Annotated in this window: 24 protein-coding genes; 9 read left to right on the top strand and 15 right to left on the bottom strand. The window is 65.4% G+C overall.

The annotated features are described in order from the left end of the window. Positions 1-30: 30 nt before the first annotated feature. From CH306_RS12385 to CH306_RS12365, 5 genes are all read left to right on the top strand, one after another. Positions 31-627, top strand: a complete 597-nt coding sequence (locus tag CH306_RS12385; protein WP_045198656.1) for an Rv1733c family protein — start codon at positions 31-33, stop codon at positions 625-627. A 74-nt stretch (positions 628-701) separates the two neighbouring features. Continuing rightward, positions 702-1163 (top strand): MarR family winged helix-turn-helix transcriptional regulator, encoded by a 462-nt coding sequence (locus CH306_RS12380; protein WP_032397159.1) that lies wholly within the window; start codon positions 702-704, stop codon positions 1161-1163. After that, positions 1160-2386 carry an MFS transporter gene (locus CH306_RS12375; RefSeq protein ID WP_094646771.1) on the top strand — a complete coding sequence of 409 codons (1227 nt, stop codon included), beginning with the start codon at positions 1160-1162 and terminating at the stop codon, positions 2384-2386. The genes CH306_RS12380 and CH306_RS12375 overlap by 4 nt, the downstream gene beginning before the upstream one ends. 275 nt (positions 2387-2661) lie before the next feature. Beyond that, positions 2662-4494 carry a hypothetical protein gene (locus CH306_RS12370; protein WP_094646770.1) on the top strand — a complete coding sequence of 611 codons (1833 nt, stop codon included), beginning with the start codon at positions 2662-2664 and terminating at the stop codon, positions 4492-4494. Next, positions 4481-5089 (top strand): class F sortase, encoded by a 609-nt coding sequence (locus CH306_RS12365; RefSeq protein ID WP_094646769.1) that lies wholly within the window; start codon positions 4481-4483, stop codon positions 5087-5089. Before CH306_RS12370 ends, CH306_RS12365 begins: the two co-directional genes overlap by 14 nt. Positions 5090-5111: 22 nt before the next feature. On the opposite strand, the gene pyrE is transcribed toward CH306_RS12365, so the two are convergent. The 5 genes from pyrE to clpB form a co-directional block, all read right to left on the bottom strand. Next, positions 5112-5660: an orotate phosphoribosyltransferase gene (gene pyrE, locus CH306_RS12360; RefSeq protein WP_032397163.1), complete on the bottom strand. Its 549-nt coding sequence runs from the start codon at positions 5658-5660 to the stop codon at positions 5112-5114. A 103-nt stretch (positions 5661-5763) separates the two neighbouring features. Then, entirely contained in the window at positions 5764-6342 is a 579-nt protein-coding gene (locus tag CH306_RS12355) for a LemA family protein (protein WP_032397164.1), read from the bottom strand. A gap of 58 nt (positions 6343-6400) precedes the next feature. After that, entirely contained in the window at positions 6401-7471 is a 1071-nt protein-coding gene (locus CH306_RS12350) for a hypothetical protein (RefSeq protein WP_094646768.1), read from the bottom strand. A gap of 85 nt (positions 7472-7556) precedes the next feature. Further along, positions 7557-8552, bottom strand: a complete 996-nt coding sequence (locus CH306_RS12345) for a DUF5666 domain-containing protein (protein WP_094646767.1) — start codon at positions 8550-8552, stop codon at positions 7557-7559. A gap of 96 nt (positions 8553-8648) precedes the next feature. Next, on the bottom strand, positions 8649-11195 hold the full coding sequence (gene clpB, locus CH306_RS12340; RefSeq protein ID WP_032397165.1) for an ATP-dependent chaperone ClpB: 2547 nt from the start codon (positions 11193-11195) through the stop codon (positions 8649-8651). A gap of 203 nt (positions 11196-11398) precedes the next feature. Between clpB and CH306_RS12335 the strand changes: the two genes are divergently transcribed. Next, positions 11399-12562, top strand: coding sequence for a globin domain-containing protein (locus tag CH306_RS12335; protein ID WP_094646766.1), 1164 nt, complete (start codon positions 11399-11401; stop codon positions 12560-12562). A 22-nt stretch (positions 12563-12584) separates the two neighbouring features. Here CH306_RS12335 and CH306_RS12330 read toward each other — a convergent pair whose 3' ends face one another. Then, positions 12585-13256, bottom strand: a complete 672-nt coding sequence (locus CH306_RS12330; RefSeq protein WP_143544543.1) for a hypothetical protein — start codon at positions 13254-13256, stop codon at positions 12585-12587. Between the two features lie 293 nt (positions 13257-13549). On the opposite strand from CH306_RS12330, the gene CH306_RS12325 reads away from it, so the two are divergent. After that, positions 13550-13969 (top strand): helix-turn-helix domain-containing protein, encoded by a 420-nt coding sequence (locus CH306_RS12325; protein WP_032397406.1) that lies wholly within the window; start codon positions 13550-13552, stop codon positions 13967-13969. On the opposite strand, the gene CH306_RS12320 is transcribed toward CH306_RS12325, so the two are convergent. Then, entirely contained in the window at positions 13966-14280 is a 315-nt protein-coding gene (locus CH306_RS12320) for a DUF2277 domain-containing protein (RefSeq protein ID WP_045198644.1), read from the bottom strand. The genes CH306_RS12325 and CH306_RS12320 overlap by 4 nt on opposite strands. Before the next feature lie 22 nt (positions 14281-14302). After that, entirely contained in the window at positions 14303-14878 is a 576-nt protein-coding gene (locus CH306_RS12315; protein WP_094646765.1) for a TetR/AcrR family transcriptional regulator, read from the bottom strand. Between the two features lie 94 nt (positions 14879-14972). Between CH306_RS12315 and CH306_RS12310 the strand changes: the two genes are divergently transcribed. Next, positions 14973-16370 (top strand): cytochrome P450, encoded by a 1398-nt coding sequence (locus tag CH306_RS12310; protein WP_094646871.1) that lies wholly within the window; start codon positions 14973-14975, stop codon positions 16368-16370. Here CH306_RS12310 and dinB read toward each other — a convergent pair whose 3' ends face one another. The 6 genes from dinB to CH306_RS12280 all read right to left on the bottom strand — a co-directional run bounded on the left by dinB (position 16371) and on the right by CH306_RS12280 (position 21438). Next, entirely contained in the window at positions 16371-17558 is a 1188-nt protein-coding gene (gene dinB, locus CH306_RS12305; RefSeq protein WP_179272863.1) for a DNA polymerase IV, read from the bottom strand. A gap of 72 nt (positions 17559-17630) precedes the next feature. Beyond that, positions 17631-17996: a hypothetical protein gene (locus CH306_RS12300; protein WP_143544545.1), complete on the bottom strand. Its 366-nt coding sequence runs from the start codon at positions 17994-17996 to the stop codon at positions 17631-17633. A gap of 23 nt (positions 17997-18019) precedes the next feature. Next, on the bottom strand, positions 18020-19006 hold the full coding sequence (locus tag CH306_RS12295) for an inorganic phosphate transporter (RefSeq protein ID WP_032397171.1): 987 nt from the start codon (positions 19004-19006) through the stop codon (positions 18020-18022). A gap of 7 nt (positions 19007-19013) precedes the next feature. After that, positions 19014-19631: a DUF47 domain-containing protein gene (locus CH306_RS12290; RefSeq protein WP_094646763.1), complete on the bottom strand. Its 618-nt coding sequence runs from the start codon at positions 19629-19631 to the stop codon at positions 19014-19016. Between the two features lie 25 nt (positions 19632-19656). Next, complete coding sequence (locus CH306_RS12285) at positions 19657-20574, bottom strand: polyphosphate polymerase domain-containing protein (RefSeq protein ID WP_094646762.1); 918 nt, start codon at positions 20572-20574, stop codon at positions 19657-19659. A gap of 15 nt (positions 20575-20589) precedes the next feature. Continuing rightward, complete coding sequence (locus CH306_RS12280; RefSeq protein ID WP_143544547.1) at positions 20590-21438, bottom strand: hypothetical protein; 849 nt, start codon at positions 21436-21438, stop codon at positions 20590-20592. A gap of 87 nt (positions 21439-21525) precedes the next feature. Between CH306_RS12280 and CH306_RS29045 the strand changes: the two genes are divergently transcribed. Further along, on the top strand, positions 21526-21693 hold the full coding sequence (locus CH306_RS29045) for an RNA-binding S4 domain-containing protein (RefSeq protein ID WP_155290818.1): 168 nt from the start codon (positions 21526-21528) through the stop codon (positions 21691-21693). Positions 21694-21704: 11 nt separating this feature from the next. Here CH306_RS29045 and CH306_RS12275 read toward each other — a convergent pair whose 3' ends face one another. Then, complete coding sequence (locus CH306_RS12275; protein ID WP_441347018.1) at positions 21705-23384, bottom strand: CotH kinase family protein; 1680 nt, start codon at positions 23382-23384, stop codon at positions 21705-21707.

The following is a 23384-nucleotide window of genomic DNA, read 5'->3' as shown; positions in this document are numbered from 1 at the left end:
TCGGATCATTTCGAGGCAGTGGGGACCAGCATGCGCCGCAAACTCACCGGGCAGGACAGTTCGGGCCGCTCCGCGTTCGCAGGCCACCCCAACCCGTTGCTCCGCGACTGTGACGTTCGCCAGGCTCGCATCAAGCACTGGGTGACCGCACTGCTGATCCTCATGGTTCCGGTGTCGCTGTGGATCGGTGCCGCCGCCCACACCGATCAGCAACAGCGACTCGAGGACCAGAAGACCTCGATTCACCAGGTCACCGCGACCACCACCGCCGCCGCTGAATCCGCACCCGTCGCATCGACCGAATTCGGCGCGTCCGGCGCAGCGGCGACCGCCGTCGACTCACGGTGGGTCTACCGAGGCGTCGAGCACACCGGACGCGTCAGCGTGGACACCGGATCACCCGTCGGTACCACCACGCAGATCTGGGTCGACGACAGCGGCAACCCGAGCATGCGGCCACTGACCTCGTCGGACGTCGTGGCCGCGTCGATCTTCAACACCATCGGTAGCTGGGTGCTCGTGGCATCGATTCTCATCGGCTTCCATCACCTGATGCGCTTTCGCTACGACGGTCATCGGGACGCCGAGTGGGACCGCGACATCGCCGCTCTCCTCCGCCAGTACTGACGCGACCCCCGGTGCCCTTCCGCAGGTCACCTGTGCCGTTGCATTAGATAGTTAGTGTATGTAACAATAAATCGGTGAGTCACTCCGACGCGGACATCCGGGACCTTCTGTCGCAATTGGTCACCAGCTCGTCACGTTTCGTCCGATTGGCCGCACGGTTCGGCAGCGACGAATGGCCGAGAGCGTGGATGCGGGCACTGTCGTTGCTCGAGGAATATCAGCCCCTGCGCATCAGCACGTTCGCCGAGCTGGACCGCTGCTCCCAACCGTCGGCGACGGCCTTGCTCGCCAAGCTGAGCAAGAGCGGCCTCGTCACCCGAACCGCCGATCCCGACGATTCCCGTGCCGTCCTCATCGAGATGACCGACGACGGCCACCGATGGCTCGCCGCGAGTCGACGCCACATCGTCGACGGACTGGTGCCGTACCTGTCCGACCGCGACCCGGAACAGATCCAGAAACTGACCGACGGACTGAGCGAGCTTCGCAGCATCCTCGAGCCCGTCGATCGCGGAATGAGAGGAACCTCTTCGTGACCACCAGCACCTCCCCCGACAGCCTGCTGAAGCAACCGCGAGCGGTGTGGGCCGTCGCGTTCGCCAGCGTCATCGCCTTCATGGGCATCGGCCTCGTCGATCCCATCCTCAAGCCCATCGGTGAACAACTCGATGCCTCGCCGTCTCAGGTGTCGTTGCTGTTCACCAGCTACATGCTCGTGACCGGATTCGCGATGCTGATCACCGGGGTCGTGTCGAGCCGCTTCGGACCCAAGCGCACCCTGCTGGCCGGACTGGCGATCATCGTCGTCTTCGCGGCTCTCGCGGGCACGTCCGGATCGGTCGGCGAGATCATCGGTTTCCGCGCAGGCTGGGGACTGGGCAATGCCCTGTTCATCGCGACGGCGCTCTCGACCATCGTCGGTGCCGCATCGGGAGGTGTCGCTCGCGCGATCATCCTCTACGAGGCCGCTCTGGGTATCGGTATCGCCACCGGACCCCTCGTCGGTGGCGTTCTCGGCGGGTTCAGCTGGCGCGGACCGTTCTTCGGCGTTGCCGCACTGATGGCCGTCGCGTTCATCCTGCTCATCGTCATGCTGCCGGACACCCCGAAGCCCGCGCACACCACCTCGATCCTCGACCCGTTCCGCGCGCTTCGTCACCGCGGCCTGCTCACCGTCGGCATCACCGCGCTGCTCTACAACTACGGATTCTTCACCCTCCTCGCCTACACCCCGTTCCCGTTGGACATGGGCACGTACTCCATCGGCTTCATCTTCTTCGGCTGGGGCCTGTGCCTGGCGATCGCATCGGTGTTCGTGGCACCGAAACTGCAGCGGGCCTTCGGAACGCTGCACATGATGATGCTCGCGTTGCTGCTGTTCGCCCTCGACCTGGCCGCCATGGCGATGTTCACCGAGAACAAGATCGTCCTCATCGTGGGAACCGTCGTGGCCGGGCTGTTCCTCGGCGTCAACAACACGCTGATCACCGAGACCGTGATGATCTCGGCACCGGTCGAGCGCTCGACCGCGTCGGCGGCCTACAGCTTTGTTCGCTTCACCGGCGGGGCCGCGGCTCCTTACCTGGCCGGCAAATTGGGCGAGTCGAACATGCACGTCCCGTTCTGGGTGGGTGCCGCCTGCACCGCCCTCGCCATCGTGGTCCTGGCGACCGGCCGGAAGGTGCTCGCTCATGTCGACGACCACGAACCCGCACCTCACAGCATCGACGAGGCCCGGGCCGTGACGGTCGGCGACTGAAATACCTTCACCTGAACAGGTTTTCGCGGCGGTCGAGATCTTCGGATCTCGACCGCCGTTCGCTTTCGCGATTCTCACTCGTCACATGAGTCCCATCAGTAACACTTTCATAACCAATTCTCAGGTAAAGGCTTGAACGGTTCCCGAGACCGGCCGGTTGGTTTACGGTCACGTCAACACGGTTGTTCGTGTGACTCACCAACTACACCCGTTCCGCGTGGGAGGGCGGGTGCGCGCAGCACTCTGCTGCCACTGACCGAAGGGCCACAATCTCCATGTCGCAGAAGTCGATCGCCAGGTCCAAGAAGGCGCGCCTCGCCGCTGCCGGGGCCGCCATGGCACTGTCCCTCTCCATCGCTGCACCGGGAATCGCCAGTGCGCAGGATCAGACACCCGAAAGCTCCGCAGTCGAGCAGCCGGCCACCGAGGGCGGCACCGAATCCGGAGCTCCCACCACCGAGGAGGGCGCAGCGGTCGAAGGATCCGCCACCGTCGACGCGCAGATCGAAGCACCTGCTCCGGCCGTCACCCCGGAAGACGCCGCAGCCGCAGCGGCCGCAGCCGTCCCGGCCCCCGAGCTACCGTCGACCATCCGCCCGCTGCCCCAGGTCACCGGCGGCGTCGTCTTCAACGACGACGGCACCGCGACGGTCAACCTCGACGTCATCCCGCAGCTGTCCGACGCGGAGAGGCAGGCGATCGCCGACGCCGAAGCGGCCAGCAAGCTTGCCGCCGAAGCATCTGCCGCCGCTCAGGTGCGCCTCGAGACCGCCAAGGCCGCCGACACCGCCGCGAGTAACGACGCCACCAAGGCCGAGGTCGCTGCAGCCGAGGCCGACGTCAAGGCCAAGGCTGCCGTCACGGCCGCCGCATCGGCCAAGGTCCAAAGCGAGGCCGCGAGTGCTGCGGTCACCGCAGCCAAGAAGGACGCTGCCGAGCTCGAGACCGCGGCCGGCGAGGCCAAGGCGGCAGCGGACCAGGCCGCAGCCGACGCGAAGACGGCGGAGGATCTGGCTGTCGAGCTCGAAGCCGCAGCGGTATCGGGCGACCCCGAAGCCACCGCCGCAGCTGCGGCCGCCCGCGCCGACGCGAACGCGAAGGCCGAGCTCGCCGCCAGCGCCAAGGTCGAGGCCGATGCGTCGACCAAGGCCGTCGAGGACTCCCTCCAGGCACTGCAGGACTCGTTCAAGAACTTCAACCTCGCCAAGGTCGCTGCCGCCACCAGGGCCGCAGCTGCCACCGCGGCCAAGTCGCTGGCCTTGCACATCGAGGCTCAGACCGCAGCTGCGGTGGCCGCGATGGCCGAGCAGAACGCCAAGAACCTCGAAGCCGCAGCCGAGGCTGCCGCAGGCGAGGAGACCGAATCGCAGAAGGCTGCAGCCGACGCCCGAACAGCAGCCGATGCGGCCAAGGCCGACGCCGACGCCAAGGCAGAGGCAGCAACCGCAGCCCAGGCCGCACTCGACGCCGCCCCGTCGGACGCCGACATCGCGGCACTGCAGAAGACGGCCGACGACGCCGCGCAGGCAGTTCTGGACGCCGACGCCGCGGTTGTCGCCGCCGATGCAGATCTGGCAGCCAAGACCGAGGCAGCCGCGGCAGCCAAGGCCAAGGCGACGGAGGCCGCGGACGCACTGGCAGCCGTACAGGCCGACGTCGATGCCGCCAAGGCCGATGCCGACGCGAAGGCCAAGGCCGAGGCCGATCTGAAGGCCGCAGCAGCCGAACTGGCTGCCAGCGGACCGAAATTCGAGTGGACGATCAACCTCGGAAATGTTGTCCGCGAGGACGTTCCGGTCACCGAGATCGACGAGAACACCGTCGTCGTCGACGAGACCGGAGTGTCACTGGTCGGTGTCAGGAACGAGGACGGATCGTTCACCGTCGCGGACTACTTCACCACCGACGAGAACGGTGTCGTCAGCGTTGCCGGCGATCTGCCGCCGGTCGATCTCGCTCTCGGCGATTCCTCCGACGAGGCATCGGGCGGGTCGGACAGCTCGTCCAACACCCCGGTGATCCTGGCCGGAGTCGGCGTGGTCGTGGTCGCGGCAGCAGGCGGAGCGTTCTACCTGCGTCGCCGCAGCTCCACCGATGCCACCTCGTAGAACCCGCTGGCTGTGGACGGCGATCCTGACCCTCGCTCTACTCGTATCAGGTTGTGCGAGTGACGAAGTCGGGATCGCCGCACCCGATCGCTCGCCGGTGCAGTCACAGATCTCGGTGGCTGCACCGGCGAGCGACGTCGCTCCCGCTCAGCCGGACCACATCGAACTCCGATCCTCGGACGGCACGACCTACCTGAGCAGCCCGATCCATCCCGACCCGCTCTACCGCGGCGGCGACAGTGGCCAGGTGCTGAACCCGGTCGACGAACTGCCCGCGTGGTGGGCCGAGAGCGGAATGCCGGGAACCTCGACCGAACAAACGGTAGTGGTTGCCGGACATAACTACTCGAAGCGTGACGCCCCGTTCAAGGCGTTGCGGGTAGTGACCCCGGGCGACACCGTCGTGTTGCGCACCCCGAGCGGCACCTTGCAGTACGCGGTCGAATCGGTCGGCCCTCTACCGAAGGGATCTCTGCTCGCGGACAACGAACTCCGACGCTCGGTACCGGGACGATTGATCCTCGCAAACTGCGACGTCCAGGGCGGCGAACCCACCGACGACAACTTCGTCGTCGTCGCGCAACTCGTTCGCTGACAAGCTCTTTCGGAGCCAGGGGTTACAGGCCGAGGTCCGCCAGGCCGAGGAGGGATCGATATTCGAGCCCCTCTGCGGCGATGACCTCGTCCGCCCCGGTCGCCCGATCGACCACCGTGGCCACGCCGACGACCGTCGCTCCCGCGTCCCGCAGAGCCTGCACGGCAGTGAGCGGAGAATTTCCGGTGGTCGTCGTATCCTCCACCACCAGAACACGTTTGCCGACGATGTCCGGACCCTCGATCCGACGTTGCATGCCGTGCGCCTTCGCGGCCTTGCGCACCACGAACGCATCGATCGGACGCCCCTGCGCATGCATGATCGACATCGCCACCGGATCTGCACCCATCGTCAGACCGCCGACCGACACGAAATCCCAGTCGGCAACCAGATCACGCATCAACGAACCGATCAGCGCGCCTGCCCGATGATGCAGAGTCGCGCGACGAAGATCGACGTAGTAGTCGGCTTCCTTGCCCGACGACAACGTGACCTTCCCGTGCACGACGGCAAGCTCTTTCACCAAATCGGCCAGTTCCTGCCGGTCCGAATTCGCGGCACTGTCGGCCATGTTCGGATTCCTCTCGTCGCACCACGGATCTTCGATAGGTCGGTACGAACTTACCCACCGACCCGCGCAGGCGCTCCCGCCGGCTCCGCTGATCGTTCTGCCACTAGGCAGCGATCTCGGCCGACTGCTGCTCGTCGAGCAGTTCCTTGGTCTCCACGAACGGTTCCGGTGCGGTCAACGAACGAGCCCTGGCGACGAGCGAGGACGGGAACGTGCCGATCGCCTGCGACAACCGATACGCGTTGTCGTTGTACACCCGCACCGCGCCTGCGATACGGCGCTCGGTGACGTTCAGTTCACCGGCCGGGCCTTGAAACGACCAATTGCCCAACGCGTTCCGGCGCGCATCGGCATCGGCGAGCACGGCGTGAAACGCGGCGGACAGGGCGTTCTCGGCGGCGGCCTGCGCCTGCAGACCCAGGCTGCGATCGCGCACGGCCTTGGACCACGAACGTGCACCGCCGAGCTGACGCAGCAGATCGGCGGACAGCCCGGTGGCCTCCGCGGCGGCGAGGAACGGGCCCAACTGCTCGTGACGCCGATCGAGCTCGACATCGACCAGCCGCAGACTCTGCTCCGTCTGATCGCTGTATCGACCGAGTCGACGCACCGCGACCACCACGTAACCGACCACGACAATGAGGACCAGGACTGCCACGACAACACCCGAAGAAACCGTCACGAGGTACGAATTTAGCCGCGTAAGCGCGTCTGCGCCCGTAAACACGCCCGAACTTCGATCACGGCTGATTGCGTCGGCGGTCCGAGTCGAACGGAATCGGACGCGAGACGGGCGGACGTGGCACCGGACGCGACGGATTCGCCCTACTTGCGGCCTGCGGACCGGCAGCATCGGGCCTCGGCGGACGCGGCCTGCGCCCCGGCTCCTGCGGACGCGGCTCCTGCACACGCGGTTCCTGAACACGAGGTTCCTGAACACGGGGTTCCTGGATACGCGGTTCCTGGACACGGGGCTCGGCGGCGCGAGGAGGCCGCACCCTCGGCTCAGGCGTGTTGGGTGCAGGGGTTCTGGGCTCGGCGACGGGCGGCTCCGGGCGTCGAACCGCCTGAATACGGGGTTCGGCCACGCGAGGCCGAGGATTGTGTGCCACGGGTGCTTGCTGCGTGGGTGCCTCGTGCACCGACGGCCTACCGGGATCACTCCGATCATCACCGGGGCGAGCGCCGTAGACCGCGCTTCCGCGAACCGGCGGCAGCACGTGCAACATGCCCGACAGTCTCGCGACCGCGTCGATCGCGGCATCCCAATCGCGACCGACACTGCCGAGCGGCAGTGACCCGAGCGTCCAGTCCTTCTCGCTCCACAGCAGCTGCAGATTCTCCGGGATGGACTCGGTGAACGCTGCCATCCGCTGGTCGCAGACACGCCGAGCGATGTCGACGTCGGTTGCGAACACCACGCGTGGGCCGATGGAACCGAGCAGTTCCATGTCCTCGTCGCGCGGCGGTGGCGTCGAGCGGGGCCGAAGATCGATGTCGACATCCGAACCGACCGAGCGTTGCACGGCCACGATCGTGCCCGTCTCCTCGACGTCGAAGAGAACGAACTCCTCACCGCGTCGAACGCCGGTCACCACTCCGAGAGCCACGTCGAACTCCGGCTTGGACAGGGCAGCGCGCGAGAACCGCGTGACCAGTTCTCGATCGTGCGGTCGGTACTCGTATCCCTGAGCCTTGGCCCACATCTGCCGTACACGTCCGGACCGATCTCGCTTGGACCTGTCGATGTAGAGCAGGGCCACTGCACCCATCAGTGCAATTGCCGCAAGGCCGAACCACATTGCCGTCATCGCGAACCACCTTAATCGACATCGACACCTTCGCCGCCCACCACCGCCGGGGCCTGTGAACCGTCCCTACTGCGACGCGGGTTGCCTAACCACCCAGACTCGGCGTTTCGATGATGACGTTCGCGCGAATCGTTCCGTCCTCGACGGCCTCGCCCTGCACCACGACGAATGCACCGACGGTCAGCGACGCCAGATCGCTACCGGACAACGAGATTATCTGGGTCTGGGGTGTGGTCTGCACCGTGACCGGGGCCCCGTCGAGACCGTCGAGCGTCAGAGTCGAGCCGTCGTTGGCGGTGATCGTTCCCACCGACGAGCCGAGCTGGCCGAGAATCTCGGGAATTCCCCCCGGGATCAGCTCGGGTGTGGTGGCCGTGCCCGATTCGGTGGGCTGCGGCGTGGTCGTGGGCGCAGTCGAGGTGGGCGGCCGGATCGAGGTCGACGGCGCAGTCGCCGTGGTCTCGGGCTCGTCCGATCCCCCGCTCAGGAAGGAAATGCCGAACACCACGACGATGGCGAGAACGACGAGTCCGATGAGCGCCAGAACCCACGGTCGGGGCCCCTTGCTGCCGGAATCGGCGTCGTTCGGTCCTTCGGTGGGAGGTGGGGCACCGTACTCCGGCGGCTGTCCGAACTGCTGAGTGTGGCCGAACTGCTGAGTGTGGCCGTACTGCGCAGTGTCGTAGCCCGGAGCCTGCCCGTACTGCTGGGGTTGCCCGTACTGAGCAGTGTTGTACCCCGGCGCCTGGCCGTAACCCGGGGCCTGACCGTACTGCTGGGTCTGGCCGTAGGCCTGATTCGCCGCAGCCTGCTGCTCGGGGTCGTAAGGCGGAAACGCCTGCGTCGGCTGATACCCCGGCGGATACGCCTGCGGGTCCGGATTCTGGTAGGCCGCGTTCTCGTAGCCCGGGTTCTGATACGCCTGCGTCGGATATGCCTCGGTCGGGTGAGCGCCGTCGGGATTTTGCTGGGTTCCGGAGTACGGCCGACCGTCGTCCTGGGTCGGCTCGGACGACTCCGCCTGGCGTGCCGCGTCCTGATCGCGCTCTCGAGGTGACCGCGGGTCGTCCGGATTCGTCATTCCACGAGCGTACCCACCCGCTGCACCCCGGTCGAAGCACGAAACAGGCCCGCACGAGCAGCGCTCGTGCGGGCCTGTTCGGACAGGCGACCCCGGCTAGCCCAGGATCAGGTGCTCGCCATCCGGGCTGACGTTGACCGACACCACATCGCCGTCGTGGACCTCACCGGCGAGGAGCAACTTCGCCAGTTGATCCCCGATGGCCTGCTGGATCAGTCGACGCAGCGGACGCGCACCGTACAGCGGGTCGTAACCGCGCACCGCGAGCCACATCTTCGCCGGCGACGACACCTCGAGTGTCAGGCGACGAGCCGACAGACGCTTGGCCAGGAAGCCGAGCTGGATGTCGACGATCGACTCGAGCTGATCCTCGGACAACGCGTCGAACACCACCACGTCGTCGAGTCGGTTGACGAACTCGGGCTTGAACGAACGCCGCACCGCGTCCATCACCTGCTCCTTGGTACCGCCGGCACCGAGGTTGGAGGTGAGGATCAGGATCGTGTTGCGGAAGTCGACGGTCCGGCCCTGGCCGTCGGTGAGACGGCCCTCGTCGAGCACTGCGAGCAGGATGTCGAACACGTCGGGGTGTGCCTTCTCGACCTCGTCGAAGAGCACCACCGTGTACGGCCGCCTGCGCACGGCTTCGGTCAACTGTCCGCCGGCCTCGTAGCCCACGTAGCCCGGAGGTGCACCGACGAGCCGAGCGACGGCATGCTTCTCGCTGTACTCACTCATGTCGATGCGCACCATGGCCCGTTCGTCGTCGAACAGGAACTCCGCCAACGCCTTCGCCAGCTCGGTCTTGCCGACGCCGGTGGGGCCGAGGAAGAGGAACGATCCCGTCGGACGGTTGGGATCGGCCACCCCGGCACGGGAGCGCCGGACCGCGTCGGACACCGCTTGTACGGCGTCCTTCTGTCCGACGACTCGCTTGCCTAGTTCGTCCTCCATGCGGAGCAGCTTGGCGGTCTCGCCTTCGAGCATCCGGCCGGCCGGAATTCCGGTCCAGGCCGCGACGACGTCGGCGACGTCGTCCGGTCCCACTTCCTCCTTGAGCATCACCTCGCCCTGAGCAGGAGAGTCCTCGGTCTTGGCGGCGAGCTCCTTCTCGAGCGTCGGGATGCGTCCGTAACGCAGCTCGGCGGCCTTGCCCAGATCGCCGTCGCGTTCGGCGCGGTCGGACTCCCCGCGCAGGTTCTCGAGCTCCTCCTTCAGGACCCGCACCGAGTCGATGGCGTTCTTCTCGTTCTGCCAGCGGGTGCTGAGCCCGGCGAGCTTCTCCTGAAGATCGGCCAGTTCCTGGCGGAGCTTGTCGAGGCGAGCCTTCGACGCGTCGTCGGTCTCCTTCGCCAGGGCCATCTCCTCGATTTCGAGGCGGCGGACGGCCCGCTCCACCTCGTCGATCTCGACGGGGCGCGAGTCGATCTCCATGCGCAGCCGCGACGCGGCCTCGTCGACGAGGTCGATGGCCTTGTCCGGCAGGAAGCGGGCGGTGATGTACCGATCACTGAGCGTTGCCGCAGCGACCAGGGCGGAGTCCGTGATCCGGACGCCGTGGTGCACCTCGTAGCGTTCCTTGAGTCCGCGCAGGATTCCGACGGTGTCCTCGACCGAGGGCTCTCCGACGTAGACCTGTTGGAAGCGTCGTTCGAGGGCAGCGTCCTTCTCGATGTACTTGCGGTACTCCTCGAGGGTCGTCGCACCGACCAGACGCAGTTCGCCGCGGGCCAGCATCGGCTTGATCATGTTGCCCGCGTCCATCGCGGACTCGCCGGTCGCGCCGGCACCGACGATGGTGTGCAGCTCGTCGATGAACGTGATGACCTGGCCCGCGGAGTTCTTGATGTCGTCGAGCACGGCCTTGAGCCGCTCCTCGAACTCACCGCGGAACTTCGCCCCCGCGACCATGGAACCGAGGTCGAGGGAGACGACGGTCTTGCCGCGCAGGCTCTCCGGAACATCGCCTGCCACGACCCGTTGGGCGAGTCCCTCGACGATGGCCGTCTTGCCGACGCCGGGCTCGCCGATGAGCACCGGGTTGTTCTTGGTGCGTCGCGACAGGACCTGCACGACACGCCTGATCTCGGTGTCGCGCCCGATGACGGGATCGAGCTTGCCTTCGCGGGCCAGCGCGGTCAGGTCGGTGCTGTACTTCTCCAGCGCCTGGTAGGTGTTCTCGGGATCTGCGCTGGTGACCCGCGCGCTGCCCCGGACGGCCTGGAAGGCGTCGCGCAATTCGTTGGGTCCGGCTCCGTGGCCGCTCAGAAGCTTGGCTACGTCGTCGTTGCCGGTCGCCAGGCCCACCATGAGGTGCTCGGTGGAGACGAACTCGTCGTCGAGTTCGGTGGCCAGATGCTGCGCGGCGGTGATCGCGGCGAGGGTTTCACGGCCGAGTTGCGGAGTTGTGGTCGAGCCGGATGCCGAGGGCATGCGATCGACGAGGTTCTGCGCTTCTCGACGCACCGTTGCAGGGTCGACGCCGACGGCCTTCAACAAGGGTGTGGCGATGCCGTCGGTCTGATCGAGCAACGCCACCAACAAATGTGCCGGACGAATGTCCGGGTTACCGGCCGCGGATGCGGCCTGCAGGGCAGCAGAAAGCGCTGCCTGCGACTTCGTGGTGGGAGTGAAACTGTCCACCGGTCACCTTCTTTCTCGGATCGGGTTTCGTGACTGTCGCTGGGTACAACCATAGACAAGTTGAGTCTGTTCCGCTCAACCCTGATTTTCTTCGTGCGCGACTCTGCACATTCCGCACCGTGCGCGATACCCTCGATCGGTCTACTTTGGAGACGGTCGACGGCAGTGACCGGTGGGGCAATCGGTGGGGTGGAGGTAGATCGATGCTCGACGCACGCACGATCTCCCTGGTTCGCACCGGATTCAAGTCCGTCGTGGCCGCCCAGGACGGACCGGCGCGGCTGTCTCGGTCCTTCTACGGCCACCTGTTCGCCGAGCACCCCCACTTCCGCGCCCTGTTCCCCGCGTCGATGGATGCGTTGCGTGAACACTTCGTCATGGCGCTCGGGTACGTCTTCGAGCATCTCGACGACCCCGACCGCGTCGAACCGTTCCTCGAGCAGCTCGGCCGGGACCACCGCAAGCACGGAATCTCGGGCGCGCACTTCCGTGCGGGCAGCTCGGCCCTGATCAGCGCGTTCCGCACCTTCGCCGGCAACGAGGTGTGGACCGACGAGGTCGAGACGGCCTGGAACGACACACTCACCGTCGTGAGCGACGCAATGGCCGAAGCCGCCGACAACGACGAACTGCCGCCGTTCTGGAGTGCCACCGTCGTCGAACATCATCGGCTTCTCGACGACCTCGCGGTCGTGCGGCTCAAGACCGACGGCGAAATTCCGTACTTCCCCGGGCAGTACGTCAGTGTGCAGATTCCGCAGCGGCCCAAGCTGTGGCGGTATCTGTCCCCGGCCATCCCCAGCAATCCGTACGGCGAGATCGAGTTCCACGTCCGACGCGTATCCGGGGGCTGGGTGTCGCCGGCGATGGTCACCGAGACCGCGGTCGGTGATCGCTGGTCCATCAGCCCGCCACTGGGCGGGATGCACGTCGATCGCGCGATCCGCGAGGACGTGCTGATGATCGCGGGAGGTACCGGCCTGGCTCCGCTGCGCGCGCAGGTCATGGAGATGGCGCAGCGCAGCAACAATCCGCGGGTGCATCTGTTCGTCAGCGGGACGTATCCGTGCGATCTCTACGATCTGGACACGCTGTGGCAGCTGTCTCTGTCCAATCCGTGGCTGACGGTCGTTCCGGTGACCGAGGAGCTCGAGAATCCGTGGTGGTACTCGGGCACACCTCGCGAACTGCCATGGGGAATGCACCACCGTCTGCACGGCGCGGTGGGCAAGGTGGTGACCCAGTTCGGCTCGTGGGCCGATCGGCAGATTCAGATCTGTGGGTCGCCGTCGATGGTTCGGACAACGATCTACGCCCTCCGCAAGGTCGGCACACCGATGGAGCACATTCAGCACGATCCGTTCTGAATCACGTTGCGCTGCTCGGGTTTCAGCTCGACAAAGACTTCGGCGGCAGATCCTCGACGATTCCGCCCGCCACCAGGCGAGGAGTCCAGGTCTCGGTGATGAGCCTGCCGTCTCCGGTGATGATCGCGTCGGGATCGGGGTCGATCAGAATGGGATAGCCCGCGTCCGCGTCGGCCAGGACGTTCTGCACCAGAAGGTCGTTCTCGATGGTGTAGTGCACGCGAACCGGATGCAGATCCGAGTCGAAAGCCCATGGGCGGCCGATGAAGATCACCGCATCACCGGAATCGTCGAGTACCGACACCGAGCCGTCGTGCTCGAGCCGCAGGCTCCACCGAGGCGGCATGGACGTGACGAACTCGAAGCGGTGGGGCGCTCGGGTGTCGAGCAGGTGGATCATCAGCAGTGCACCGTCCCAGGGATCTCGTTGCGGGACAATCACTTCGAACGATCCACATTCGTAGAACCTGGATCCGAACGGACCCGGGATACCTGCGCCGAGATCGTCTGCGATGGCGAGTTCGAGCCGAACGAATCCGGAGCCGTCCTCGGCGCGGAGCATGATTCCCTCGGACGGGTGCGGCATGGGCGATTCGTCCCGCGGTGCGTAGGACAGCACTGCACGAAGCAGAGGCTCGACCACCTCCGCGTCACCGTCTCGTGAATCGAACGTTCGTCGTCGACGACCGGTCATCTCCACCCCCTCCGCCTGGCAAGACAGTCTGCCACCGAGGCTCCGATCACGCGCCCGATTCTGCGGAAAAGCATTCGTTCGATCCCGTTTCCCCGGGTACCCGGCCGCGCGGACTCGGCCCCGCACGTCACCCCCCTCATGAAACCGATCAGTCCGATTCTGGGACGGATTTCTGCAGGTCAGCCATGATTCGACGGGATCACGACAGCGGCTACTATGAGCCGGTTCGGTCCGTGGCGGACCGATCTGCCCGGGTGGGCAGCGGCTGTATCAGGAAGGCACACACATCCCCGATGTCCGCTGATTTCGCCGCACGTCTGAACCATCTGTTCGCCACGATCCACCCGCCCGGACGCAAGCCACACACCAATGCCGAGGTCGCCGACGCACTCGCCCTGCGCGGGCACCAGATCTCAAAGCCGTACATCTCGCAACTGCGGTCGGGGCAGCGCGTCAATCCGTCCGCCGACACCGTGGCGGCACTCGCCGCGTTCTTCAAGGTCAAGGCCGACTACTTCTTCGACAACATCTATGCGGCCAAGGTCGATCACGACCTCGAACTGCTCACCCAGCTGCAGGGATACGGCCTACGTCGCCTGTCCGCCAGGGCATTCGACCTGTCCGAGGAATCTCAGAACCTGCTCAGCTCGATGGCCGAGAAGCTGCGCGTGAGCGAAGGACTTCCAGCGGTGCCGCCGGACAGCACCGTCTAGGATCCGGCTTTCGAGGCCGATACGGGTCGTTCCGCAGGCTGCACTCCCGCGGCCGCAATTCGCGCCTGCACTTCGGGACGCCTCAGTGGCGGCACCGTCGGCGGTGGCTGACGCCGCTCCGGGAGCGCGTCGAGGAGCCGGTGCGTCGTTGCCGTCACCTCGGCGACGGCAACCTCGAAGGCGTCACGGGTGGCGTCCGAGGTCTTCTGCACACCACTGATCTTGCGGACGTACTGACGCGCGGCCGCTTCGATCTCCTCGTCGGTTGCGTGTGGTTCCAGCCCTCGCAGGGTGGTGATGTTTCGGCACATGCATCGACGATAACCCCGCAGCTCACACCTCGAGAAGACCTGCCACGGCACGTAGACACACCGCACGAACCTGTTCTCGGCTCAGAGTTCTGCGCTCCACCCAGTCCAGGCACACCGCTCGCACGAAGGCCACCCACCCGCGCAGTGCGGTGCGGACAATTTCGTCGTCGCGGAATCCTTCGGGCAGAGCAGCCAGGATCCGCTCCTGCTGGATCTCGAACTCGCGCCTGAGGATGTCGTCGATCCGTCGGTCTCCCAGCAGACACCCGCGGTTGACGGCGCGGACGCCGTGCGCGTGCTCGTCGGTGTAGGAGATGTATGCATCGAGACCGGCGGCGATCTGCTCGAGGACCGGAAGGGAGGTGTCCGGTGCGGTGAGGTCGAGGTTTCGCTCGGATTCGGTGCGCACGACCTCGACGAAGAATTCACGCTTGGACGGGAAGTAGTGGTACATCAACCCGCGGGAGACGCCTGCGAGGTCGGCGACCTCCTCGATCCACACGTCCTCGTAGGGCCGCTCGGCGAACAGCGCCGAGCCGATCTCGAGTAGCTGCGCACGCCGTTGCGTCGGCGTCATCCGCTTACGGGGTGTGGTCATGGGACTCGAACTTTACTTGACACGGGTTCAACAGTGAGTACGGTCACTATTGGACACCGGTTCAACAGGCTTGTCTCTAAACGATGGAGTGGCGATGTCGACAGAGTTCGCGGTACGAAATGACGCTCTGCCGCATCCCCCGTACCGAGTCCCCGTGCTCGGCGACGTTCTCGGAATCAACCCGCGCACACCGGTTCAGGACTCGACCGCCATGGCCGGCCGCCTGGGCACCATGTTCGAGCGGAGCATCCTCGGCCGACGGTTCGTGTTCGCCTCGGGTGCCGATGTGGTGGGCGAACTGTGCGACGAGAAGCGGTTCGAGAAGTTTCTCCCTCCCGGCGTCGAGAATCTACGCGACATCGGAGCCGACGGTCTGTTCACCGCCTACAACCACGAACCGAATTGGCAACGCGCCCACGATCTGTTGCGTCCGGCGTTCACCGCCGGTGCCATGCGCGGTTATCACGAGATCATGGTCGACGTCGCCGACGATCTGGTTCGGCACTGGGAAGGTTGCGCACGCACCGGGGCGACGACCGACGTGTCCTCGGACATGACGAAGCTGACGCTCGAGACCATCGGTCGCACCGGGTTCAGTTACAGCTTCGGTTCGTTCGACCGAACCGAGCCGCATCCGTTCGTCTCCGCGATGGTCGGCGCACTGACCTACAACCAGCGGCGGGCGTTTCTGAAGGTCCCTGCGTTCGCCAAACCCTTGTTGGCCCGCTCGGATCGCGCGTACGCGCAGAACAAACAGTATTTGGCCGATGTCCTCGCAGACGTCGTCCGAACTCGACGCCGGTCCACCGAGAACTTCGACGACCTGCTGCAGATCATGATGAACGCGGCACGCGACGTCGAAAATCCGAATGCGTTGAGCGAAGCCAACATCGGCTACCAGATTTTGACGTTCTTGATCGCCGGGCACGAGACCACCTCCGGTGCGCTGTCGTTCGCGCTGTACTACCTGGCGACACATCCGGAGGTCTTCGAACGGGCCCGCGCCGAGGTCGACGAGGTCTGGGGTGCGGGCAAGCCCGAGTTCGGGCAGGTCCCCAAGCTACGGTACGTCCGCCGAGTCCTCGACGAATCGTTGCGCCTGTGGCCGACGGTTCCCGCGTTCGGCCGAGGAGCACGGGCCGAGACCACCGTCGGTGACGGCTACCGAATGGCGGCCGGGGACTGGGCGATCGTGCTGGTGACGGCCCTGCATCGCGATCCGGTGTGGGGCGATCGTCCCGGCGAGTTCGACCCGGACAACTTTCTACCCGACCGCATCAGGGCCAGACCGGCTCATGTCTACAAGCCCTTCGGTACCGGTGAACGTGCCTGCATCGGAAGGCAATTCGCCATTCACGAGGCGGTCCTGGTACTCGGAACCATTCTCCAGCGTTTCGATCTGCACGCCGACCCTTCGTACCGGCTTCAGGTCGTGGAGCGACTGACCATGATGCCCACGGGCTTTCGGGTGCAACCGTCGACTCGGCACTAGTCAGTCCGGCAACAGCGGAACCGAGATTCCCGGATCGCGGCCGAGAAGCACCCCACGAGTGAGCGATGTCGATCCGAACTTCTTGTGCACCCCGTCGAGCGCACGGTCGAGAGCCGATGCCTCCGGCGGCGTCCGCACCTGCGATGCGTCGAACTGCAACTCGAGCTGTTCGGCTCCACCCTTGTCGATACTCGAGACGGTGACACCGACGAGGGTGATGCCCTTCTCGGCGATCAGCGGTGCGGCATCACGGAGCAGTTCGAGTGCGGCGTCCAGGATGTCTCGGGTGTCGGCGGTGGCGCGATCGAGCGTGTGTGATCTGGTAGCGCGAGTGAAATCGGCAAACCGTAAGCGCAACATGACCGTTCGACCGGTTCGCTCTGCTGCGCGCATACGGTGCGTGACGCGATCGACGAGCCCGATCAACGAGGCCTCCACCTCGGCCGCGTCGTGCCTGCCGCGTCCGAGTGCCCGCTGCGCGCCGATGGAACTGCGTGACTTCCCGGGTTGGACGCGTCGCGGATCCCGGCCCATGGCGAGCGCGTACAGATGGGCGCCCGCTCCCTTGCCGAGCACCGATGCCAACGACCGCTCGCCGTAGGCTGCGATATCCCCGACGGTCCTGATGTCGAGGACGTGCAGCTTCTCGGCGGTCACTTTGCCTACGCCCCAGAGCCTTTCGATGTTCAGCGGATGCAGGAACTCGAGTTCGCCGCCGGGCGGCACGAGAAGAAGGCCGTCGGGCTTGGCGAAGGCACTGGCCACCTTGGCCAGAAACTTGGTGGTGGCGATCCCGACGGTGATGGGCAGCCCGACCTGCTCGGCGACGTCCCGGCGCAGTTGCCGACCGATCTCGGTCGCACTGCCCGCTATCTTCTGCAAGCCGCCGACGTCGAGAAATGCCTCGTCGATGGAGATGCCCTCCACCAGCGGGGTGGTGTCGTGGAAGACGTCGAACACGTCCTTGCTCGCCTGCGAATAGGCATCCATGCGTGGCGGGACGACGATCGCCTGCGGGCACACGGCGCGGGCCTGCCCACCGCTCATCGCCGTGCGTACCCCGAAGGCCTTGGCCTCGTAGCTGGCGGCGAGCACCACTCCCCCGCCGACGATCACCGGCCTGCCGCGCAACCGCGGGTCGTCACGCTGCTCCACCGAGGCATAGAAGGAGTCCAGATCGGCGTGCATGATGCTCGCCACGGGTCGGCCGCTGGACTCCACGAGTCCATGCTCGCACGGCCCACCGACACCGCACCCGACTCAGCGGCAGACGTGCTCCTCCGCGGCCTGCACGATCGGCTCGGCCCAGGGTTCGCCGGTCCCCTTGTCGTAGGTTGCTCCCAGAGAATCGGTCACCTCTGCGACGGCTTCCTCCTCCGTGAGTCCCTGTTGGGCGCGGGTCTCGCAGAAGCCGGGAATGTAGATACCGAGCGCGAACACCTCGTTGACGGTCGTTCCGATGCCCTGCCCGTAGAGGTCGTCGAACAGTTCGGCCATTCCCGGGGTCTCGAGAAAACCGTCCCGTGCCTCCTGAACATCACGCGACACATCGCTCCCTGCGCCGGAGGACGTCAGCTCGTAGCTGCAGCCGGCGGTCAACGCCATCACGCACAGTGCAGCACTCACCGATGTCCGACCTACTCGCGACTTCACAGGACCACCCCGGCAACCACGTAGGTCAGCGCGGCGACAGCTGCCGCCGCGGGCAGCGTGGTGACCCACGCCGCGAGCATGTTTCCCGCCGTTCCCCAACGCACGGCCGTCGTGCGCTTGGTCGCCCCGACGCCCATGATCGCCGACGAAATGACATGCGTCGTCGATACCGGTGCTCCCAGTCCGATCGAGGCAACGTAGAGAACCGCGGATGCGGTCGCCTCGGCCGCGAAGCCCTGGGGTGGGTCGAGTTCGATGATCTTGCGGCCGAGGGTGCGCATGATCCGCATTCCTCCGGTCGCTGTTCCGACCGCCAGCACCGTCGCGGTGAGGAAATAGCACCACAGAGGAATCGTGTAATCGGCCTGATGACCCGACACCACCAGTGCCAGAACCACGATGCCCATCGTCTTGGCCGCATCCTGCATACCGTGCCCGAAGGCCATGGCTGCGGCCGAGCATGTCTGAGCTCGCCGGAATCCGCGGCTGGTGGCACTGGGAGACGAGCGGCGGAACATCCACAGAATGGCCACCATCGCGGCACTTCCGAGCGCGAAACCGACTGCAGGAGAGACGATCATCGGCAGGATTACCTTGGTCGCGACGCCTCCCCACAGCACTGTCATTCCGCCTGCGAGTGCAGCTCCCACCATGCCGCCCACCAATGCGTGCGAGGACGAGGACGGCAACCCGAACCACCACGTGATCAGATTCCAGGCGATGGCACCGACCAGGGCGCACCCGACCACGAGCAATGCGTCGGATCCGACATCGAGGGCGATGATTCCCTCGCCGACCGTCGAGGCGACCTTCGCACCGAAGAAGGAGCCGAGCAGGTTTCCCACCGCGGCCATGAGCAGAGCCGAACGCAGTGTGAGTGCACGCGTGGACACCGACGTCGCGATGGCATTGGCCGAATCGTGAAAGCCGTTGGTGAAGGTGAACGCCATCGCCAGAGTGATGACAAGAACGAGTGCTACCACCGCGCACTCACGTCTCTTTCAACACGATGGATTCGATGACGTGCGCGACTTTCTCGAAAGCGTCTGCGGCATCTTCGAGTTCGTCGCCCACTCCCTTGAGTTTCATCACGGTCAACGCGTCGAAACGGCCATCGAACAGATCCGCCAGGAATGTCCGATAGGCATGGTCGGCCCGGTTCTCGAGCTCGTTGATCTCGATCCAGTAGCGCTCGAGATCCTTCATCGACGCCAGCCTCGGCATGGCTTCCGCAGTGACTTTCGCCGACCGGTCGAGGATGTCGATCATGTCGTGCATGTGCGGGGTGAGTCGGTCGATCCGGTAGAGCGAGAGCAGATGAGTCGCCGCTTCCATGTGGTCCATCACGTCGTCGAGACTCGAACCCAGGACGTAGATGTCGGTGCGATCGAACGGGGTGATGAAACTCGAATTCAGGGTGCGGAACAGGTCGTGAGTGATGCTGTCTGCTTCGTGCTCGAGATCGACCATGCGACGCGCCACAGCATCGATCTCCGGTGCGGATTCGAGCAGTTCGGTCAACGTCTTGGCTCCGGCGGCCAGCAGTTGAGCCGAGGAGTTGAACAGGTCGTAGAACAGAACGGACTTGGGCTTGAAGCGTGCGAACATCGTGCGGCTCCTAGGGGTGAGTCGGCTACCGGCGAGCGCCGGCGTATGGCTCGAGTAGATCCGACGGCACGCGATGATCGGCATCGGCGGGAAGCACGAGTTCGGGTGCACCGGCGCGTGATCGGGGTGCCATTCTGAATGCCTCGATGGACTGGCAGTACTTCGAGACGCGAATGACGGACATGTTCATGCGAGCCGTCATATTGGTCACCCAGTACGGAACCCGCTCGTTGGCCTTGATCTCCAGGATGGCCAGCTTGGGCGGAATGATGAACCGATTCTCGGCACCGGAGTCGAAGCGGAAGTCGCGGTCGCGTCCGTGCACCTTGTGATCGATGGTTACCCGAAGCCCCAGATCGGCCTCGCGTCCGACGTACGCCTCGCGTAGATAGCCGGTCGTCACCATCGGACGCAGGTCGAGATTGGCGATCAACGTACTGACCTCGTTGACGAACGGGCGTTGACTCGGATCGCAGTCGATCTCCTCACGTCCGTTCAACCACCGCTGAGAAACGTCGTAGGGCAACGAGATTCGACGCTTCTGCGTGACCCTGTTGACGCGCTGCTTGATCTCGATCTGCACCGGTGTGTCGTCCGTGCACTCCGACGGCGCCCCGTACAGGCGCACCCGCACCTTGCGTCGGAACTTCAGGCCCTCGATCTTCTCCCAGTAGAACCGCAGGTCGGTGGTGTCGTAGTACAGCGAGGTGACCGGGTAACCGCCCTTCGGCGAGAACGGATCGGTGTCCATCCGCGCCGTCAGCTCTTCACGGACCTGCGCGACGTCTGCCTCGGCGACGAAGTACTTGATCTCGTACCGGTTGAACGAGTGCAGCTTGCTTGCGGTCTGCTGGTAACCGGTGGGCTCGGTGGTCAGGTCTTCCGGCGACGCACCCTGCTTCTCCAGTGCGGCCTTGGGTCGAAATTTGTCGAACAGACTCATGCGGATTCCTTCTTCCTACGAACGGTGGAACGGAGCGAGCACTACGGCGGGCAAGTCGGCAGCTCCGTCGGCCTCGGACGCGAGCAGCAGTTCACCCGCGTCGGTGAAGGCGACGGCCTCGCCCTGTGGTTGATCGGGGCCCTCGACAACACCGGTTGGAGCGCCCGAGAATGCCGCGGCCACATCGCCGTCGGCGATATCGAAGACGAACAGATCCTTCTTCGTTCGCAGTGCCCCCACAGTGGCATCGGCATCGACGGCCGCCCCGGTGATCGGCCTGCTCGATCCGTCCGGTGCCGTCGCCGACACCGTTCCATTGCGAGCAAGATCGATCAATTGCGGAGAGGCGGTGACGGATTCGGCGCTGCTGTATATCGTGGCGGACGCACCGCCGGAGGCCTTGGTGATCAACACCGGTTGCCCGCTGGGCGTCAGAGCGAACGCCTCGACGTCGTGTGCGCGGTCCGGGTAGCGCAGAGAGACGGAGGTCCGCCGATCGGACCGAACATCGACGCCGATCAGCGTGACGCTGTCGCGGTCACTGTCGTTGTCACCGGTGTCGGCGAGCCACACGATCCCCGCATGATCGACGGCCATGTCCTCGACGTCGACCGTCTCGACCCCGACCTCGACCCACCTCGTGACCTCGCAGGCACGGTCGAGCACCGCCAGCCGGTCGTCGCTGCCGCGATCTCCTATCGCGTATCCGGTATCGCCCGTCCACGCCAGGCCCGAGAGCTCGGACAGTCCCGGATCGGTCGGAGTACACCAGGTCTCGAATGCTGCCGTCGACTCCGGTTGGGTCACCCCGCACGACGCGAGAACCGAGACACCGATCCCACATGCGGCGACAGTCCGACCCACGCGTCGATTCCTGTTGTTCACCCACGCGTCGCCTGACCGCCACGCGAACGAGCGGCGATCGTCACCACCCGGGAGCAACATCGGCTCATGAACGGTCGAACCTCTGTTCCGGAGTTGCTGGTGGCCACGGGTACGGCGCGCACGCTCGCGCAGGCCGCCTCCTTCGTGATGGAGGGCATGGTCCTGCTCAACGGACTGCCGCTGCGCGACCCCCGCCGCGAGGTTTCCCCGGCGGACACCCTGACCCTCCGCTGACCGCCGGGACATCACGACGATCCCGTGACAACAGGATCGTCGGCGAGTGCGTCGATTCGGATCTGCAGCCGTGACTTCAATTCCGCAGCATCCGCGTCGATGTCCTCCTGGGAGAGACCGGCCGACGTGGGAACGGACGCGGCGACCTCGTCGACGATGTCGAGCACCCGGCCACTGGCCCACAACTCGTCGTAGATCGTGCGGAACGCAGTGTCGTACTCGTCGGTGAACTCCGTCGAATCCAAGAACATGTCCTTGAGCGAATTACCCAGCATCGGGCCACCTTCGGGCACGCCCCCGCCTTCCGGGAGCTCCATTCCCTCCGGTGGGGTGAAGCCCTCGGGCAGCTGCGGCATGCCACCGCCTGCCCCTCCGCCACCGGGAATCATCGAGACTTCGTCGTGGGCCCCGGCGGTGGAATCGGAATTCAGAGCCAGATTGAGATCCCACGACACGACGGAGAACTTCTTCGTGTCCAGGTCGTAGTAGAGATAGAAGTTCTTTCCCGGTCCGCCCATGTCGTCGCCGTTGCCCAGCAAGTTCTGCAGTGCAAGATAATTCGCCAGCGAGTCGACGTCGACGTAGTCGGCCAGATGCGCATCGAACTCGGCCTGGTCTGCACCGTCGAGCCACTTCAACAGCGTGATGATCGGTTTCAGGTCCGCTGTCCCGCGGGCATTGATCTGGGTGAACTGCTCTGCATAGGTGGTCTGATCGTCACCCTGATACGTGAAGCTCGCATTCGCTCCGGTCTTGTACAACACCCCGTCGCCGTCCTCCAGAGAATTGGCGTAGTCGTCATCGGGAGCAACGACCACCAGTCGCGTCGTCTCGGCCGAGTCGTTCACCGAGTACGTGGTGTAGGTGAAGTCCTGGGTCGGCTGGCCCGAAGCGTCGGTGATCGCAAGAGAGACCGACTCGTTCAACGCCGGAGTGTACGGCCGCAGCGAGAGCGTGGTGTGACCCTGATACGCCCGCCCCTCGGAGTACTCGGCGAAGTCGATCAGAAACGGAAGATCCTCGGGCGCAGCGAAACTGAGCGGTTCACCGAACACACCCATCCCGGCTCCCCCGGGCATTCCCCCGCCCTCGGGCATGGCTGCACCGTCCGCAGGCACGGCTGCACCCTCCGGCATCGCTGCACCCTCGGGCATCGCCGCGCCCTCGGGCATCGCCGCGCCCTCGGGCATGGTTGCGCCGTTCGCAGGGGGTGCTGCGCGGTCCGCGCCGGCATTGCCACCACCGCGTCCCGGCATCGTGCCGTCGTCGTTGCTCAGCGAACTCAGCGTCGAGTTGCCCTTCAGTCGAATACCGACGTCCGAGATCAGAGTCCCGTCGATGGTGATGTCGGCGGGTACCGATTCCTTGACACCCTCGTTCTGGAACGAGTCCTTCAGGGTCTGGTAGTCACCGGCATCGATGTCGAGCGAAATCGAATGCGACACAGTGGGATCGAAGAGGTCGACCGTGCCCTGGACGTTCTCGGTGATCTCCGACGCGATGACGGTTGCATCGCCGGTGATGTACGGGCGGATCCGGGTCGACCCGAACACGGTCGCCATCACCACGACGAACACCAGGAGCGAGGCAGCGATCTTCCAGTGCTGCCGCACCGTCCGAGGAATTCGATGGATCAACCTCCTTCGCAGGGTCGTCGGAGCGGAGGGAAAGTTCGTGTTCGGGTCGGCCAC

Origin of the sequence: Rhodococcus sp. 15-725-2-2b (genome assembly GCF_002259075.1) — a bacterium.
Classification (GTDB): domain Bacteria; phylum Actinomycetota; class Actinomycetes; order Mycobacteriales; family Mycobacteriaceae; genus Rhodococcoides.
Note: the sequence above shows the minus strand (reverse complement) of the source record. Positions and strands in the feature narration are given on the sequence as shown.